General features: G+C 67.1%; 13 protein-coding genes. 3 read left to right on the top strand and 10 right to left on the bottom strand.

The genetic code is table 11. The features are described 5' to 3' along the window. Positions 1 to 20: 20 nt before the first annotated feature. Both ASF63_RS03015 and ASF63_RS03010 read right to left on the bottom strand, forming a co-directional pair. Positions 21 to 1,481: an aspartate ammonia-lyase gene (locus ASF63_RS03015; RefSeq protein WP_056509379.1), complete on the bottom strand. Its 1,461-nt coding sequence runs from the start codon at positions 1,479 to 1,481 to the stop codon at positions 21 to 23. Positions 1,482 to 1,574: 93 nt separating this feature from the next. After that, positions 1,575 to 2,489, bottom strand: a complete 915-nt coding sequence (locus tag ASF63_RS03010) for a metallophosphoesterase (protein WP_056509375.1) — start codon at positions 2,487 to 2,489, stop codon at positions 1,575 to 1,577. A gap of 81 nt (positions 2,490 to 2,570) precedes the next feature. Between ASF63_RS03010 and ASF63_RS03005 the strand changes: the two genes are divergently transcribed. Next, positions 2,571 to 3,137 carry a TetR/AcrR family transcriptional regulator gene (locus ASF63_RS03005; protein WP_056509372.1) on the top strand — a complete coding sequence of 189 codons (567 nt, stop codon included), beginning with the start codon at positions 2,571 to 2,573 and terminating at the stop codon, positions 3,135 to 3,137. Between the two features lie 24 nt (positions 3,138 to 3,161). Here the strand turns inward: ASF63_RS03005 and ASF63_RS03000 are convergent, their stop codons facing one another. Further along, positions 3,162 to 3,497 carry a hypothetical protein gene (locus tag ASF63_RS03000; RefSeq protein ID WP_056509369.1) on the bottom strand — a complete coding sequence of 112 codons (336 nt, stop codon included), beginning with the start codon at positions 3,495 to 3,497 and terminating at the stop codon, positions 3,162 to 3,164. Then, complete coding sequence (locus tag ASF63_RS02995) at positions 3,494 to 4,879, bottom strand: inorganic phosphate transporter (protein ID WP_056509366.1); 1,386 nt, start codon at positions 4,877 to 4,879, stop codon at positions 3,494 to 3,496. The genes ASF63_RS03000 and ASF63_RS02995 overlap by 4 nt, the downstream gene beginning before the upstream one ends. Positions 4,880 to 5,035: 156 nt before the next feature. Here ASF63_RS02995 and ASF63_RS02990 point away from each other — a divergent pair, with 156 nt between their 5' ends. Continuing rightward, positions 5,036 to 7,135 (top strand): S9 family peptidase, encoded by a 2,100-nt coding sequence (locus ASF63_RS02990; protein ID WP_056510186.1) that lies wholly within the window; start codon positions 5,036 to 5,038, stop codon positions 7,133 to 7,135. Between the two features lie 73 nt (positions 7,136 to 7,208). Here the strand turns inward: ASF63_RS02990 and ASF63_RS02985 are convergent, their stop codons facing one another. The 6 genes from ASF63_RS02985 to truB all read right to left on the bottom strand — a co-directional run bounded on the left by ASF63_RS02985 (position 7,209) and on the right by truB (position 13,510). Further along, positions 7,209 to 8,237, bottom strand: a complete 1,029-nt coding sequence (locus tag ASF63_RS02985; RefSeq protein ID WP_056509363.1) for an ATP-dependent 6-phosphofructokinase — start codon at positions 8,235 to 8,237, stop codon at positions 7,209 to 7,211. 223 nt (positions 8,238 to 8,460) lie between these two features. After that, positions 8,461 to 10,605: a DEAD/DEAH box helicase gene (locus tag ASF63_RS02980; protein ID WP_056509360.1), complete on the bottom strand. Its 2,145-nt coding sequence runs from the start codon at positions 10,603 to 10,605 to the stop codon at positions 8,461 to 8,463. 208 nt (positions 10,606 to 10,813) lie between these two features. After that, positions 10,814 to 11,767: a bifunctional riboflavin kinase/FAD synthetase gene (locus tag ASF63_RS02975; RefSeq protein ID WP_056509357.1), complete on the bottom strand. Its 954-nt coding sequence runs from the start codon at positions 11,765 to 11,767 to the stop codon at positions 10,814 to 10,816. Further along, the gene (locus ASF63_RS02970) at positions 11,764 to 12,210 is read right to left on the bottom strand and encodes a hypothetical protein (protein ID WP_235560674.1); all 447 of its coding nucleotides are present in this window, start codon (positions 12,208 to 12,210) and stop codon (positions 11,764 to 11,766) included. The genes ASF63_RS02975 and ASF63_RS02970 overlap by 4 nt, the downstream gene beginning before the upstream one ends. Before the next feature lie 41 nt (positions 12,211 to 12,251). Continuing rightward, a complete protein-coding gene (locus ASF63_RS02965; protein ID WP_056509350.1) occupies positions 12,252 to 12,620 on the bottom strand; it encodes a hypothetical protein in 369 nt (122 codons plus the stop codon). Further along, positions 12,617 to 13,510 (bottom strand): tRNA pseudouridine(55) synthase TruB, encoded by an 894-nt coding sequence (gene truB, locus ASF63_RS02960; protein WP_056509346.1) that lies wholly within the window; start codon positions 13,508 to 13,510, stop codon positions 12,617 to 12,619. Before truB ends, ASF63_RS02965 begins: the two co-directional genes overlap by 4 nt. 109 nt (positions 13,511 to 13,619) lie before the next feature. Here truB and ASF63_RS02955 point away from each other — a divergent pair, with 109 nt between their 5' ends. Continuing rightward, complete coding sequence (locus ASF63_RS02955; protein WP_056509343.1) at positions 13,620 to 14,486, top strand: A/G-specific adenine glycosylase; 867 nt, start codon at positions 13,620 to 13,622, stop codon at positions 14,484 to 14,486. The last annotated feature ends 5 nt before the right edge of the window (positions 14,487 to 14,491 follow it).

The following is a 14,491-nucleotide window of genomic DNA, read 5'->3' as shown; positions in this document are numbered from 1 at the left end:
GGCCCCTTCTGCATATCTGGTCAGATCTCGATGAGATCCTCGGGGGCGATGACCGGGATCGCCGCCGTGATCGCCTCGAGGCCGGAGAGGCGCGCGGGTGACAGCTGCTTGATGACCTCATCACGCGACATCAGACCGGCCTCGACGACCAGGTCGGCCACGTTGCGGTTGGTGAGAAGCGCGGTCTTGGCCAGCGCAGCCGCCGCCGCGTAACCGATGAACGGGGTGAGCGCGGTGATGACGCCGACCGATGCTCCGACCATCGCCCCGAGCCGGTCGCGATTGGCGGTGATTCCGTCGACGCAGTTCACGCGCAGCGTCCACATCGCCTGGCGCATCCAGGTGATCGACTGGAAGATCGAATGCGCGATGACCGGCTCGAAGGCGTTGAGCTGCAGCTGACCGGCCTCGGCCGCCATCGTGACGGTCATGTCCGCACCGGCGACGGCGAAGGCGACCTGGTTGACGACCTCGGGGATCACCGGGTTGACCTTGCCGGGCATGATGCTCGAGCCTGCCTGCATCGCGGGAAGGTTGATCTCGCCGAAACCGGCCTGCGGCCCCGACGACAGCAGACGCAGGTCGTTGCAGATCTTCGAGAGCTTCATCGCGTTGCGCTTCAGCGTCGACGAGAACGACATGAACGAGCCGGTGTCGCTGGTGGCTTCGACGAGGTCGGCGGAGGTGACGAGGTCGAGCGACGTGATCTCGCGCAGATGCTTCAGCACGGCTGGCGCGTAGTCCACGTGGGTCGTGATGCCGGTGCCGATCGCCGTTGCGCCCATGTTGATCTCGAACATGAGCGAGGCGTTCTCGGTGAGACGCGTGTGGTCGAAGCCGAGCGTCGATGCGAAACCGTGGAACTCCTGGCCGAGCGTCATGGGCACGGCATCCTGCAGCTGCGTGCGGCCGACCTTGAGCACGTCGTGGAACTCGTGCGACTTGTTGAGGAACGACACGCGCAGCAGATCGAGTTCCTCGAGCAGCGAGCGCAGGGTCAGCGACAGGCCGATCTTCACGGCGGTCGGGTACACGTCGTTGGTGGACTGGCTGCGGTTGGTGTGGTCGATCGGCGACAGGAACGCGTAGTCGCCCTTCTCATGGCCAGCGAGCTCGAGGGCGATGTTGGTGATGACCTCGTTGGCGTTCATGTTCGTCGAGGTTCCGGCACCGCCCTGGATGACCCCGACCGTGAACTGGTCGTGGAACTCCCCGTCGATCACGCGCTGCGCCGCACGGTCGATCAGGTCGGCCCGCTCGGCATCGAGGACGCCGATCTCGCGGTTTGCCCGGGCACTGGCCTGCTTGACCATGGCGAGTGCGACGATCAGGTCGGGGTAGACCGAGATCGGACGCTTGGTGATCGGGAAGTTCGCGTCGGCGCGAGCGGTGTGGATCCCCCAGTACGCGTCGGCGGGAATCTCCATGCTCCCGAGCGAATCGGTCTCGGTACGGGTGAGGGCAGGCGCGGCAGAAGCCATGTCACATCCTTGTGGGTAGTGGCGAGTGTGTGATGCGGGGGATGCACCCATTCTACGCCCGCCCGCATGCGCCGCCAGGGATACGACGGCGCGTCAGCGTTTGCGCGAGAAGGCCTCGAGGCGCTCTTGCGGGCTGAGCCTCGACATCCGCTCCAGCCACGCGGGTGAGAAATGGTCGCCGGTCGGGGCATCGGTCACCGGAACCACGGTGTGCGTGATCGAGCCTGGCCGCACATGCACGATCTGGAACGCCTGAGCCGCGTCCATCCCGTTCACGTCGGCTGCCGGACGGGCGACGTTCATCGTGTAACACGTCGCCGACGCGACGCTCACCGGAACCCCGGCGAAGGTTCCATGAGCCGAGTAATGCAGGTGTCCGGCGAGGATGCCGCGCACGTCGCTCCCCCGGATGACCTCGGCGAGTTCGTCCTGATGCTGCAGCTCCAGGATGTCGAACAGCGGGACGTGGCTCGGGAGGGGCGGGTGATGCATCGCGAGCAGCGTGCCGTGCGGTGCAGGTTCGCGGAGGATGTCGGCGAGCCACGCGAGCTGCCCGTCGTCGAGGTCGCCGTGATGCCAGCCGGGCACGCTCGTGTCGAGAGCGACCAGCCGGAGCCCGTCGAGATCCCAGACACCGGTGATCGGCTGCTGCGTCGGCGCCTGGTCGAGTAGTCCTTCGCGCATCGCCGGACGCTCGTCGTGGTTCCCCGCGACCCAGACCACGGGTGCACCGAGTTCCCGGGCCACCGGCTCGACGGCCGCGCGCAGGCGCCGATAGGCGTCGGGCTCCCCGAGATCCGTGAGGTCGCCCGTGATGACGATCGCCGCGGGATGCGGATGCACAGCCCTGATCGCGTCGAGCGTGCGAGCGAAATTCGACTCGACGTCGTAGCGATCACCGAGCTTCGCACCGCCGGCGAGGAAGTGCGGGTCGCTCACGTGGATGATCACGTGAGACGCCGGCCGGTGACGGCCGAAGACGAACTCGGAGTCGGAGTGCGCTGACATGATCTCAGCCTAGGCGCGACGACGACACCGGCACGAGGAGCGGCACCACATCAGTTGTAGTAGTCGAGATAGGGTTCCTGCATGGCGAAGAACGAGACCAGACGACGACTGATCGCGGATGCCGGGCTCACGGTCCTCGCGACGGACGGTTCACGCGGACTCACGCATCGGGCCGTCGACCTCGTCGCCGGCGTCCCCGTGGGCACGACGTCGAACTACTTCCGGAGCCGCGATGCCCTGGTGGAAGGACTCGTCGAGCGCATCGGCGAGCGTCTGGCTCCGAGCGAGGAAGATCTTGCTCGACGGTCATCGGAGACTCCGAGCAGAGAGCTCTTCGCCGACTACATCCGCGACATCGTCCGACGCCTGACCGACGATCGCGACGTGACGCTCGCGCTCTTCGAGTTGCGTCTCGAGAGCAGCCGACGCCCCGAGGTCGCTGCGCTGCTGGGAGCGTGGCAGCGAGCCGGATTCGCCGGAGACGTCGAGTTCAACTCGTCTGCGGGCCTGCCGGGCGGTCGACGTGAGATCGCGCTGTTCCACTACGCGATCGACGGCCTGCTGCTCGATCGGCTGACGACTCCGATCGACCCTGACACCTCGACGGACGACATCGTCGACGACCTCGTGGCAGGGCTGCTGAGCTGAGAACACCCGACTCTCGGCGCCGAGTCAGTGTCCGACGACGATGATGAGGATGCCGGCCACGACTGCCACCGCGCACAGTGCGAAGCAGCCGTAGGCGCCGAAGAGTGCAACGCGCCGCTGCCCGTCTGTCAGAGGGCTCTTTTTCGCAGCCTTCGAAGCCTGCTTCGCGGCGCGCTTGAGCTCCTTCTCGGTGATCACCGTGATCGCATCGGTGAACTCGGCAGGGCTCACGACGGGCGCACGACCGCTGCGGACCAGCAGACGGAGCCCGAAAGCGTAGAACGTCACCACGGCGCAGGCGCCGACGAGCGCTGCGAGGAACACCTGGACGAATGCGATCCAGTCGATGTCGACGCTCACTTCGACTCCTCCCTGCTCGCCGTATCGGCATCCTCGATCGTCTTCGCGGGCTCCCCGCTCTTCGCCGCCTTCTTGGCGGCCTTCGCCTTCGCGTCGGCCTTCGCCTCAGCCTTGGCCTTGGCCTCGGCCTTCGCCTGGACCTTTACCTGCTCCCGCGCCTCCGCGCGAACCTTCGCCTCCGCCTTCGCATCGGCGATTCGCTGCTGACGGCGGGTGAGCGGCGTCGTGTCGGGCTGCTCGATCGCGAGACCCGATTCCGCCACATCGCTCATCGCGTTGGCGTGCGTCACCGCGTCCTTGCGCGAACGCAGGAAGAGGCCGATGATGACCGCCAGAGCAAGCACCGTGTCGATCGCGATGCCCCAGTTGCCGAGCCACGTGATCAGGAGCGCCGCGAGAGCTCCTACGGCGCCGGCGGCTGGAAGGGTCAGCAGCCACCCGATCGCGATGCGTCCGGCAGTGCGCCAGCGCACGGTCGAACCGCGACGGCCGAGACCGGAGCCGATGACGGATCCCGACGCGACCTGCGTGGTCGAGAGGGCGAAACCGAAGGCGCTGGATGCGAGGATCGTCGCAGCCGTCGAGCTCTCCGCCGAGAAGCCCTGTGCGGGCTTGACGTCGGTGAGCCCCTTGCCGAGGGTACGGATGATGCGCCAGCCGCCGAGATAGGTGCCGAGCGCGATCGTGACCGCACACGCGATGATCACCCAGAGGTACGGATCGGCCTGTTCGCTGTTCTGCCACCCGACCGTGATCAGCGCCAGGGTGATGACACCCATCGTCTTCTGGGCGTCGTTCGTGCCGTGCGCGAGCGCGACCAGCGAGGAGGTGAAGATCTGCCCCCACCGGAAGCCGTCGCGCCCGTCGGGCTTGCCGTCGTATCGCCGCGTGATCGAGTACGCGAGCTTGGTCGCCGCGAACGCGATGATTCCTGCGGTCAGCGGGGCGATGAGCGCCGGGAGGATGATCTTCGACAGCACCATCCCGAAGTCGATTCCGCCTACACCGACTCCGACCAGCGTGGCCCCGATGAGTCCGCCGAACAGCGCGTGCGAGGAGCTCGAGGGCAGACCGAGCAGCCAGGTGAGCATGTTCCACGTGATCGCGCCGATGAGACCCGCGAAGATCATCGGCAGGAACACATCGCCTTGGATGGTGTCCTCGCGGATGATCCCGTGCGACACGGTCTTGGAGACCTCTGTCGAGAGGAACGCACCGACCAGGTTCAGGACTGCTGCGAGAAGCACCGCGGTCTTGGGCTTGAGCGCACCCGTCGCGATGGGCGTGGCCATCGCGTTCGCAGTGTCGTGAAACCCGTTGGTGAAGTCGAAGAAGAGTGCCAGCAGGATAACCAGCACGACGATGAGGGCTGCGGTTTCCACCGTTCGCTTTCGGTCGTTGAGGAAGAGGGAGGTGTCGACGAGATCGACGTGACGAACGAAGAGTTCACCGTGGGTTTGACTTCCGTTAACCGGCCCCGGGTAATCCTCCCACCCTGTCGGGTGCCGGTCAACTCGACCTGAGCTAGCGTGGGAGGCGTGACTGATGCCCCGATCGCAGACCGCCGCTCGACACTCCGCACTCATCACGGAGACACCTTCGACGACCCGTATGAATGGCTGCGTGAGAAGGACTCCCCCGAGGTGATCGCGCATCTCGAAGCGGAGAACGCGCACACGGAGTCCGAGCTCGCCCACCTCGCCGAACTGCGCGAGACACTCTTCCAGGAGATCAAGGGTCGAGTGCAGGAGACGGATCTCTCCGTGCCGACTCGACGTGGAGACTGGTGGTACTACAGCCGCACCGAGGAGGGATCCCAGTACGGCATCCACTGCCGCACCGCCGCCGCCGAGGGCGACTGGACTCCCCCGATGCTCGAACCGGGCGTGCCCGTGCCGGGCGAGACCGTACTGCTCGACGGCAATGTCGAGGCCGAGGGCCACGAGTTCTTCTCACTCGGTGCCTTCGACACCTCGGACGACGCCACCATGCTGCTCTGGGCTACGGATTTCGAGGGTGACGAGCTCTACACCGTGCATGTCCGCGACCTCGTCACCGGAGAGACTCTCGCCGACGAGATCCCCGATACGGGAGGCGCGTTCTTCACCCCGGACGGCACCGGGATCCTGTATACGACGAGGGACGACGCCTGGCGCCCCGACACCCTCTGGCTGCACCGCCTCGGCACGCCGGTGGCCGAGGACGTGAAGCTCTTCCACGAACCCGATGAGAAGTACTGGCTGGGCGCCGGCATCACCCGCAGTCGCAGGTACCTGGTGATCGCCGTCGGCTCCAGCATCACGAGCGAGGAATACCTCGTCGATCTCTCGGGAGATCTGACTGCGCCGCCCGAGATCGTCTGGCCTCGACGCGAGGGGGTCGAGTACTCGCTCGAGCACGCGGTCGTCGACGGGGAGGATCGCCTGTACATCCTCCACAACGACGGCGCGCTGGACTTCGAGCTCGTCTCGGTCTCCGCATCCGCCCCGCAAGGCGAGCGTCGGGTCGTCCTGGCGCACGAACCGGGCCGTCGGCTGCTCGGCATGGACGCGTTCCGCGATTTCGCCACGGTCGAGTACCGCCGTGAGGGTCTCGAGCGCGTCGGGCTCCTCGACTACTCGACGGATGCCGTGGAGGACATCGTCTTCGACGAACCGCTGTACTCGGCCGGTGTCAGCGGCAACCCGGAATGGCACTCGCCGTACCTGCGCCTCGGCTACACCTCGTTCGTCACTCCCGGCACCGTGTACGAATTCGACCTCGCGACGCGCGAGCTCGAACTCCGCAAGCAGGTCGCGGTCCTCGGCGGCTACGACCCGCTCGATTACGGCCAGCAGCGCGCCTGGGCCACGGCAACCGACGGCACCAGAGTGCCGATCTCGCTCGTCTGGAAGCGCTCGTTCGGAGACCCGGGCTCCGCGGCGCGTCCCGTGCATCTCTATGGCTACGGGTCGTACGAGCACTCGATCGATCCCGGTTTCTCGGTCGCCCGGCTGTCCGAGCTCGACCGAGGAATCGTCTTCGCCGTCGCACACGTGCGTGGCGGCGGCGAGATGGGGCGACAGTGGTACGAAGACGGCAAGCTGCTGAGCAAACGCAACACGTTCACCGACTTCGTCGCGTGTGCCGAGCACCTTGTCGAGCAGGGCATCACGACGCCCGAGACTCTCGTCGCAGAGGGCGGCAGCGCCGGCGGACTGCTGATGGGTGCCGTCACGAACCTCGCCCCCGAACTCTTCGCCGGCGTTCTGGCCGCCGTGCCGTTCGTCGACGCGCTGACGACCATCCTCGACCCCTCGCTCCCTCTGACGGTGATCGAATGGGACGAGTGGGGAGACCCGCTGCACGGGGCTGACGTCTACGAGTACATGAAGTCGTACTCACCGTATGAGAACGTGCGCGAGGGCGTCGAGTATCCGCGCATCCTGGCGGTCACTTCCCTCAACGACACCAGAGTGCTCTATGTGGAACCGGCCAAGTGGATCGCGGCGCTGCGAGTCGCAGGAGCCTCGGACGCGCTCCTCAAGTGCGAGATGGTCGCCGGGCACGGTGGAGTGAGTGGACGTTACAACTCGTGGAAGGAACGTGCCTTCGAACTGGCGTGGATCCTCGACACGGTCGGGCTCGCCTCGCGCTGACCGCGCCTACGCCGAGAACGGGCCGATCCGGTGAGGATCGGCCCGTTCGCGTGCGGGGTGTCTGGCTGACGGCTCAGCCGAACAGTGCGGCAGCCTCGTCGTAGCGGCTGCGGGGAACGGTGTTCAGCTCGCCCAGTGCCTCGGCGAACGGCACACGCACGATGTCGGTCCCCTGCATGGCGACCATCTGGCCCCACGCGCCGTCGACCAGGGCGTCGGCGGCGTGCAGGCCGAGTCGCGTGGCGAGCACGCGGTCGAACGCCGAGGGCGACCCGCCGCGCTGGATGTGACCGAGGATCGTGGCGCGAGTCTCGATTCCGGTGATCCGCTCGATCGCCGGCGCGAGCTGGTCGCCGATGCCGCCCAGACGGGGGCGGTTGAATGCGTCCAGCCCCTTGTCGCTGTATGCCTCATCCATGCCGAGCAGCTTGAATCCTTCGGAGACCACGACGAGCGGCGCGCGGCCGCGATCGTGGGCGCTCGAGACGAGCGCGGTGATGTCGTCGATCGACATCGGGACCTCGGGGATGCAGATGGCGTGCGCGCCCGCCGCCATCCCGGCGTGCAGTGCGATCCAACCGACGTGGCGCCCCATGACCTCGGCCACCATGCAGCGCTGGTGCGAGTCTCCGGTGGTGCGCAGACGGTCCATCGCGTCCGTGGCGATGTTGACGGCCGTGTCGAAGCCGAACGAGTAGTCGGTGGCGCGGAGGTCATTGTCGATGGTCTTCGGTACGCCGATGACGTTGATGCCGTCCTTCGCGAGGCGGTCGGCTGCGGCGAGGGTGCCCTCGCCGCCGATCGCGATGATGCCGTCGATCTTGTGGCCGTAGAGCGTCTTGGCGATGTTCTCCGCACCGCCGCGCTCACCCTCGTAGGGGTTCGTGCGGCTGGTTCCGAGGATCGTTCCGCCGACCTTCGACAGGCCCTTCACCTCGTGCCGGGTGAGGGGGAAGAAGTCTCCGTCGACGACGCCTCGCCAGCCGTCGCGGATGCCGACGAACTCGAGGTCGTAGGTCGTGGTGCCCTTGAGCACGATTCCGCGGATCACCGCGTTGAGTCCGGGGCAGTCGCCACCGCTCGTCAGAATGCCGATCTTCATGCTTGCCTCAGACGGGTTCAGGGGAAGGGGGGAAAAGGCGACGCTGCCTGCGATCGACACTAGTGCCCCGATGCGCGCACGCGCCATTCGAGGCGTCGAAAACCGGGGATCTTGCGCCCGCCGCGGGACGATTCGTAAGAAATGCCTCGACTCAGCGATGAGAAAGAGAAATCGGCGCCAAGAATCGCGATTCTTAACACCGATCTCTCGAGAGTCCCTCTCGTCAGGCCGCTCCGAGAGCCTCCCGCAGAAGATGCATGAGCGCCCCGAGCTGCACGGGCTCCGCCGCCGCGTCATCGACGGCCTCACCGTCGAGCGCGCGCGCCGCGAGACCCTGCTTCTGGTCGATGAGCTCGGCGATCTTCGCATCGACGGTATGCGCCGCGATGATCCGCCACGCCGTGACCGGCTCGTCCTGACCGATGCGATGCACGCGGTCGATGGCCTGCGTCTGCTCCGCAGCAGTCCACGAGAGCTCTGCGAGGACGACGTTCGATGCCGCCTGCATGTTGAGGCCCACGCCCGCTGCAGTCAGTGAGCACACCGCGATGCCGACATCCGGATCGCTGTTGAAGTCGTCGATCGCCTGCTGACGCGCGGTCGAGGTCTGGTCGCCACGGATCGACACGGAACGGATGCCGGCCGACGCGAAGTGCGCCTCAGCCTGATCCATCACGTCGATGTGCTTGGCGAAGAACACGACCTTGCCCACCGAGCGCTGCAGCTGCGCCGCGTAGTCGGCTGCGAGCTGCGCCTTCGCCTGCCCGATGCGACGCACCATGGTGAAGACGTTGTCGCCTCCGGTTCCTGCAGCCTTCGACTCCTCGAGCTCGTTCTGAGCGACGAGGCGAACGATGTCCTCGTCGATCTCGCCCGGTGCGAGTCCGCGATCCCCGCGTGCCTCGATGATGCGGCGGTAGCGAGCGGCGAGACGCTCCCCGAGTTCGCGCTCCGCCTGACGGATGCTGCGCCCGAAGTCGTCGTCGAGCTGCACGGGCAGATCGGCGATGAGCTTGTCGGGGAGGTCGGCGGCGACGTCCTTCTTCTTTCGGCGGACGATGCCCATCGAGATGACCGCTTCACGGGCCTCGGGATAGAACGCCTTGTCTGCGGGTGTGAACCCCGTCGCGTCGAGCTTCTCCATCAGTTCAGGGCCGGGCTTCTCGCCCGTCGTCCAGCCGAGGAAGCGCCAGATCGCGTCGAAGTCCTCGACGTCGTTGATCAAAGGCGTTCCCGTGAGTGCGAGCATCAGCGGGTTGCCGCCCGGTGTGCGCTCGCGCACCCGGTTGGCGAGCGAGAGCACGTTCTGGGATCGCTGGGAGCTGAGGTTCTTGATGAAGTGCGCCTCGTCGACGACCATTCCCCGAAGTCCGATCGACGCGAGCCACGACATGTGACGATCGAGGATCTCGTAGTTCACGATGAAGATGTCGGCGAACGCGTCGATGTCGGCGCCATCGCCCTGGATGACCGTCGCTCGGCGCTGCGGCGTCCATCGCTCGACCTCGCGCGCCCAGTTCATCTTCACGACGTTGGGCACCACAACGAGAAGCGGGTAGGCGCCGGCGACGGACGCGGCGAGCACGGACTGAGCCGTCTTGCCGAGGCCGGGCTCGTCGGCGAGGAGGAAGCTCCTGTGCCCCTCGCGCACAGATTCGAGGAAGCGCGACTGGTGCACCATCACCTCGAGGCCCTTCGGCGAGAGGTGGTCGTACTCGGGTGCGGGCGGGAGATCCATGCTCGCCGCGCCACCCCCGGCACCCGTCTCGAACGCCTTGTACAGGGGGCCCATGAGCTCCCAGCCGTCGAGGCGACGACGGGGGGTGGTGCTTGCTCGCGGAGTGAGATCCGGAGCGAGGAACGGGTTCGCGAGCTGGCGCGATTCGACCGACGGGGGCGTCACCTGACGTTCGGCGATCGCGGCGGACACGACGGACGTCTGCACGGGCGCGATGTCGGCGATGATGAGCTCTTCGGGCGCGAGTTCCGCGCCGGACTCGAGCAGCCAGTCGCGACGCATGCGTTTCGCCACCGGCGATGTCGCCTGATCGGCTTCGAGCAGCTGGATCAGCGATGTGTCGCGTGCGGCGGTCTTGGCGAGGATCGTCGCGACGCCGTCGAGCCGCTTGAGCAGCTCCGCGCGGGCAGCATCTGCGATCTCGGTGTCCGCCTTCACCCTGGCACGCTCTTCGCGCACGAGGAACGCGATCACCTGGAACTTCACCCGGTTCGTCGGGCCCAGCTTTCCGCGCTGCGACTTCGCCTCGATCTCGCGCACCTTGCGCGCGAGGATCGGGATGAGGGGCGCCTCATCGTCGCGACGAGACGTCTTCTTGCGCCGCGTTGCGGCAGTCGCCGTGGTCGGCATGCTCCTCCTGAGCGTGAAGGCCGAGCATCCACAGGATGCGGCAGCCGTTCTCGATGTCCGCGTGTGGCGTGAGCCAGGACCGTACGAACAGTAGTTCCGGTGGTCATCGACGCGCGACTCAGTCGCGAGATTCGTCGACCACCGAGGCCCATTCTACGCCATGCCGACCACCGGACCGAGATCACGTCACGGAGAGTTGTCGCGGAGTTCAGCTTCTCGAAGCTGCGAGCACCCGTTCGGCGTCCGTGACGTCGGTGGCCATCTGCGACTTGAGCTTCTCGATGCCCTCGAAAGCGACCATGCCACGCAGACGCTCGACGAACTCGACGGTGACATCGTGCCCGTACAGATCGAGATCGGTCTCGCCGAGCACGTGCGCCTCGACCTGGCGCTCGAGGACGTCGTCGAAGGTCGGGTTGGTGCCCACCGAGATCGCCGCTCGGTGACGGATCCCGGTTTCGTGGTCGACCAGCCATCCGGCGTAGACCCCGTCGCCCGGGACGAAGGAGTCGACCGAGGCCGAGAGGTTCGCGGTCGGGAACCCGAGTTCCCGGCCTCGCTTGAGGCCGTGCACGACCTCGCCGCGCACGTCGACGTTACGGTCGAGAACTCGTGCGGCAGTGGTGACGTCGCCGTCCATGAGCAGCTCCCGGATCCACGTGGACGAGACTCGTCGATCCGAGCCGCCCAGGAAGACGTCGTCGACGACTTCGACGGTGAACCCGTGCTTCGGCCCCAGCTCGCGCAGCAACGCCGGCGTTCCCACTCCCCCGCGCCCGAACCGGAAGTCTTCGCCCACGAGCACCGTCGACACACCGAGCGCTCCGACCAGGATGCTCGTGACGAACTCCTCGGCGCTGCGCGCGGCGAACTCGGCGTCGAAGGTCAGCAGCAGCGTCGCGTCGAGCTCGAGCTCGCTCAGCAGCTCGAGTTTGCGCTCGACGGTGACGACATTCTCGGGGCAGCGATCGGGTCGCAGCACGGCAAGGGGATTGCGATCGAACGTCACGGCCACTGTGCGGAGGCCGGATTCTTCCGCGACCTGCTTGAGCCGACGGATGACCGCCCGGTGCCCGGCGTGGACACCGTCGAACTTGCCGATCGCGACTACGGAGTGACCGAAGTCCTCCGGGACCTCCTGCGGATCGCGGAAGACGATCATGCGGACACCTCAGCGGCGGGTGCCTCCTGCACAGCACGTGCCGGGCGGTGAGTGCGCAGCCACCAGATCCCGAAGATCGGAAGCACCAGCGGGATGAACACATAGCCACGCCCGAACATCGACCAGACGGTGTCATGAGGGAAGAGGTCGGGGAAGAAGACGCTGAGCGTGCCGATCACCAAGACGCCGGTGAGCTCGAACACGATCGCGACCCATGCCATGACGTACCAGCCGCGGCGGTCGGCGAGCACGAGCGCCAGGGTCGCGAGGATGTAGACGACGGCAGCCAGCGCCGAGAGCGAGTACGCCAGGGGCGCCTCGTCGAACTGCCGGAAGATCTGCACGAAACTTCGACCGGTCGCCGCCAGCGCCATGACGGCGTAGACGATCACGAGGACACGGCCGATGCCGGTCATGCGGGAGGTGGGGACGGTGGTGCTCATAGCTCCCCCCATTCTAGGTCGGGGCCGGGGATCCCGGACGCTCAGGCGATCTGGATCGTCCAGATGACGTGCATCCGCCAGACCATGATCGCGACGGCGAGCCCGGCGACTCCGAGGATGACCGTGCTCCACCTGCTTCTCTCCATGAGCGCCCACAGCACCGCGCCGATCGGCAGCAGCACAGCGGAGACGAGATAGACCCAGTACTCGAGCAGATCGCCGGTCGGGGGGTTGCCGACGAGGGGCGCCACGATCGCCACGACGACCTGGACGATCAGGAGCAGCTCGACGAGAGCGAGGGCCCCGACGGAGAAGTCGCTCGGACGCCGCCCGGCGAGACCGAGGATGATGCAGAACAGTCCGGCGGCGGTCGCGACTGCGACCTGGGCGATCGTCAGCCACAGGATCACCGGGTCACCTCGGGCATGTTCATCGCGCTCTTCAGGTCTGCTCCCCGTCGCTCGACGACGCCGACGAGCACGCCGTCCTCGTCGATCGCGGCGGCCAGAACACCGCTCAGTCGAGAGGCCTGGTCTGTGAGCCGTTTGCCGTGCCGGAGGTCCCTGGCGTCCGCGGCCGAGACAGGGAGCGGATCGAGCACCCGCACCGCCGCAGCGGCCGGAGTCAGAAGTGCCGTCTCGACGATGTCCTCGATCATCAGGGCATCCGCGACGTCGAAGTCGCCGACGTGCGTGCGTCGTAGAGCCGTGAGGTGTCCTCCGACACCGAGATCTGCACCGAGATCGCGGGCCAGTGAACGGATGTAGGTGCCGGACGAGCAGTCGACCACGACGTCGAGATCCAGGAAACCCTCGCCCGAGCGCTCGGCGACGATCTCGAACCGGGAGACCGTGACATCGCGCGCTGCGAGCACGACCTCCTCCCCCGCCCGCACCCGGTCATAGGCACGTCGGCCGTCGACCTTGATCGCCGACACCGAGCTCGGCACCTGCGAGATCTCCCCTGTCAGCGCGGCGACCCCCGCCGCGACCCGCTCGGGTGTCACCGCATCCCATGCCTGCTCGGGCGCACGGGTGAGGATCTCGCCGTCGGCGTCGTCCGTGCCGGTCGTCTGCCCGAGCCGGATCGTCGCCTCGTACGTCTTGTCCGCGCCGACGATGTAGGTCAGCAGACGCGTAGCGCCCTCGACGCCGATCACGAGCAGGCCGGTGGCCATCGGATCGAGGGTTCCCGCGTGCCCGACCTTGCGGGTTCCGAGCGCACGACGGGTGCGCGCGACCACATCGTGGCTGGTCAGTCCAGCGGGCTTGTCGACGAGGAGGATGCCGGGCGAGACCATCCATCAAGCCTACGGTGCGAAGACATGCTCAGCGTCCCGCCTCCGGTGTGCGCTTCTGTTCGCCTAGGCTGTCGAGGTGCCTTCGACGTCTCATCCAGCCGCTGCGACGATGGCGCCTCTGGCTGCATGGTACCGAGATGCCGCGCGAGATCTGCCGTGGCGACGCGACGAGTTCCACGAGGAGTTCGGAGCCTGGGGAACACTCGTCAGCGAGTTCATGCTGCAGCAGACGCCGGTGGCCAGGGTGATCCCACACCTGGAGGCGTGGCTCTCCCGATGGCCCACTCCCCGGGCGCTTGCAGAGGCCACCCCTGCGGAGGTCGTGCAGCAGTGGGCGAACCTCGGCTATCCCCGGCGTGCTCTATGGCTGCACCGGGCAGCGATCGAGATCACCGATCGTCACGATGGAGTCGTCCCCAGGGACGTCGAGCCGCTTCTGCTCCTCTCGGGCATCGGCGATTACACCGCCAGGGCTGTCGCCGTCTTCGCGTACGGCGACCGGCATCCCGTCGTCGACACGAACACGCGTCGGGTACTCGCGCGGGCGGTGCTCGGACAGGCGCAGCCCGGCTCGCCGTCTCGCCGGGACCTTGACCTCATGGATTCGCTGCTCCCCACAGGCGACGCCGAGTCCACCGTGTTCAACGCGGCCGCGATGGAGCTCGGCGCCACCGTCTGCACGTCGCGCTCTCCTCGCTGCGAGATCTGTCCGCTGATCGACGACTGCGCCTGGGTCGCGGCCGGGCGCCCAGACACCGGTGACACCCGGCGGCGCCAGGCGGCCTTCGAGGGCTCGGACCGTCAGGCCAGAGGAGCGGTCCTGCGAGTTCTTCGCGCAGCCGCCCCGGACCCGGTGCTGTTGCAGGGCGTGCTCCCCGACTGGCCGGATCCGCTGCAGCGCGACAGGGCGATCGATTCGCTCATCGCCGACGGGCTCGCCGAAGCAGACGGCGAGACGCTCTCCCTCCCCCGCTGACGCCG

The organism is Microbacterium sp. Leaf320 (assembly GCF_001423485.1).
Taxonomy (GTDB): Bacteria; Actinomycetota; Actinomycetes; order Actinomycetales; family Microbacteriaceae; genus Microbacterium.
The sequence above is the reverse complement of the archived record's forward strand: the minus strand, read 5'-3'. Positions and strand labels throughout refer to the sequence as shown.

Excerpts from the sequence above, each read along its gene's own strand:
- ASF63_RS03015 (WP_056509379.1), bottom strand. The coding sequence starts at position 1,481 with ATGGCTTCTGCCGCGCCTGCCCTCACCCGTACCGAGACCGATTCGCTC.
- ASF63_RS03010 (WP_056509375.1), bottom strand. The coding sequence starts at position 2,489 with ATGTCAGCGCACTCCGACTCCGAGTTCGTCTTCGGCCGTCACCGGCCG.
- ASF63_RS03005 (WP_056509372.1), top strand. The coding sequence starts at position 2,571 with ATGGCGAAGAACGAGACCAGACGACGACTGATCGCGGATGCCGGGCTC.
- ASF63_RS02985 (WP_056509363.1), bottom strand. The coding sequence starts at position 8,237 with ATGAAGATCGGCATTCTGACGAGCGGTGGCGACTGCCCCGGACTCAAC.
- ASF63_RS02980 (WP_056509360.1), bottom strand. The coding sequence starts at position 10,605 with ATGCCGACCACGGCGACTGCCGCAACGCGGCGCAAGAAGACGTCTCGT.
- ASF63_RS02975 (WP_056509357.1), bottom strand. The coding sequence starts at position 11,767 with ATGATCGTCTTCCGCGATCCGCAGGAGGTCCCGGAGGACTTCGGTCAC.
- ASF63_RS02970 (WP_235560674.1), bottom strand. The coding sequence starts at position 12,210 with ATGAGCACCACCGTCCCCACCTCCCGCATGACCGGCATCGGCCGTGTC.
- truB (WP_056509346.1), bottom strand. The coding sequence starts at position 13,510 with ATGGTCTCGCCCGGCATCCTCCTCGTCGACAAGCCCGCTGGACTGACC.
- ASF63_RS02955 (WP_056509343.1), top strand. The coding sequence starts at position 13,620 with ATGGCGCCTCTGGCTGCATGGTACCGAGATGCCGCGCGAGATCTGCCG.